Source organism: Acinetobacter sp. V2, assembly GCF_001188385.1.
Taxonomy (GTDB): domain Bacteria; phylum Pseudomonadota; class Gammaproteobacteria; order Pseudomonadales; family Moraxellaceae; genus Acinetobacter; species Acinetobacter oleivorans.
The window spans coordinates 66,359-68,502 of sequence record NZ_JZFB01000004.1 but is presented as its reverse complement, the minus strand read 5'-3'; the positions used below and the strand labels follow the sequence as shown (position 1 = coordinate 68,502).

At 38.1% G+C, this 2,144-nt stretch carries 2 protein-coding genes and 1 pseudogene; 2 read left to right on the top strand and 1 reads right to left on the bottom strand.

The features are described from left to right. A pseudogene (locus UC75_RS21695) lies at positions 1-612 on the top strand (aconitate hydratase); the annotation flags it as partial. A 45-nt stretch (positions 613-657) separates the two neighbouring features. On the opposite strand, the gene UC75_RS13280 reads toward UC75_RS21695, so the two are convergent. Further along, positions 658-1,413: a DUF4261 domain-containing protein gene (locus UC75_RS13280; RefSeq protein WP_049837881.1), complete on the bottom strand. Its 756-nt coding sequence runs from the start codon at positions 1,411-1,413 to the stop codon at positions 658-660. A 111-nt stretch (positions 1,414-1,524) separates the two neighbouring features. Between UC75_RS13280 and UC75_RS13275 the strand changes: the two genes are divergently transcribed. Then, a partial coding sequence (locus UC75_RS13275; RefSeq protein WP_228137367.1) for a ThiF family adenylyltransferase occupies positions 1,525-2,144 on the top strand: 620 nt, incomplete at its 3' end.

Below are 2,144 nucleotides of genomic sequence, written 5' to 3'. Positions count from 1 at the left end.
CGATATTTACAAGAGCAAGGTGTTCAGCCAAAAGACTTTAACTCCTATGGTTCTCGACGCGGTAATCATGAAGTCATGATGCGAGGTACTTTTGCGAATATTCGTATTAAAAACGAAATGCTTGGTGGTGAAGAAGGTGGTAATACCATTCATGTGCCAAGTAGTGAAAAGCTCGCTATTTATGATGCCGCAATGCGCTATCAACAAGAACATACGCCGCTTGTGATTATTGCTGGTAAAGAATACGGAACAGGTTCTTCACGTGACTGGGCTGCCAAAGGAACAAACTTGTTAGGTGTGAAGGCAGTGATTGCTGAGAGCTTTGAGCGTATTCATCGTTCAAACTTGGTGGGTATGGGCGTGTTGCCATTACAGTTTGTTGATGGGCAAACTCGACAATCTCTCAACTTAACTGGTCATGAGATGATATCAATTCGAGGTTTGTCGGATGGCGTTCAGCCTCATCAAATTCTTGAAGTTGATGTAAAAGGGCCAAATGGAGTCGCTAGCCACTTTAATGTGTTATGTCGAATTGATACGTTAAATGAGGTTGAGTACTTTAAGGCCGGTGGTATTTTGCATTATGTACTGCGGAATTTGATTGCTGGTTAATTTGGTAAAAAGCCCTGTAATTTACAGGGCTTTTTTTATGAAAATCTAACTAAATTTAAATAATTTCTTCCAGCTAAATGATGACGTCAGTACCCAAACATCGAATGGATTAAAATATAGTGAATCTACATCAAAGAAATCGCTAGATGCTTTTAGGGAAAGTCGAAGTGATTCTGAATCTTTATCTATCGAAAAAGTTTCATTTTCTAATAACTCTGGGTTTTCTATAAGAAGATATAATAAGAAATGATTCAGAATATAGGATGCTTGATCTACTTTTTGGTTTATACATGCATCTGGTTTGCCAAACTGCTGCATTCCACAAGAGTAGAGTAAATTATCGTCAGAAATAATAGGAATAAAGCTTTTAAAGAGCTCTACTGTATTTGTAGCATTATAACTAAGCCAATCATTTTTAAGATGTGTAAGCCCAGATGTTTCCACTTTAATTGCTAAGCCACCTGCTTTGAGTAAGGCTTGGCCTAATAATAGCGCTTGTTGTGCTAACTCTATTGATCCGCCCTCACATACAACATAAACAACCATACTATGTTGTTCAATTTTTACTAATTCACTTTCGGAAAAACGGCCTAGATTAAATGATCTAAAAATCTCGCTGACATTCGGGTCATTCTCATATTCTTCAATTTCAGCATAATATTCGCTTGTTAAAGACTTAATAATTGAACCGGCATAAATATATCCAGTCTCATTATTCAGTAGGGCGTGTAATAGAGCTTGATGATTTTCCCAAACACCAGGAATACATAAGATAATTTTTTGATTAAGTTCTTGATTCATTATTAGTAAGTTCTAAGGAGCTTTTGCTATTCATAATATCGTAAAAGATATCCTATATCTAATTGATTAAGGTAAAATAGCCACCGTGTTTTATATCCCCAAAGAGTAGCAATGACCGATCTTCAACAAGATGAATATGACCGCCGTTTTGCAGGTGTAGCCAAAGTTTATGGTGATTCATCGTTCCAGCACTATGAAAAAAGTCATGTGATGGTGATTGGGATTGGTGGTGTGGGTAGTTGGGCTGTAGAAGCTTTAGCACGTACAGGTGTTGGTGAGATCACTTTAGTCGATATGGACGTGGTTGCAGCATCAAATGTGAACCGTCAGTTACCTGCAATGACATCAACTCTGGGTTGTGAAAAAGTTGAGATTATGGCGGAACGTTGTCGCCAAATTAACCCACGTATTAAAGTAAATATTATTGATGACTTCTTAACACCAGAGAATGTCACAGCATTGTTAAACCCTGTACCCGATATTATTTTGGACTGCATTGATGACGTTAAAGCAAAGTTGGCTTTAATGCTCCATTGCCGTTTTAATAAAATTCCGTTGATTGTGTCGGGTGGAGCAGGTGGTAAGCTCGAACCGCTTAAAATCCGTGTGGCTGATTTATCAAAGACGGAACAAGACCCAATGTTGGCTAAGCTACGTAGTCAGCTTCGTGCTCGAGGCATCTGTAAAAAGCCAAAAGAGAAATTTGGCATTACTTGTGTTTACTCAATCGA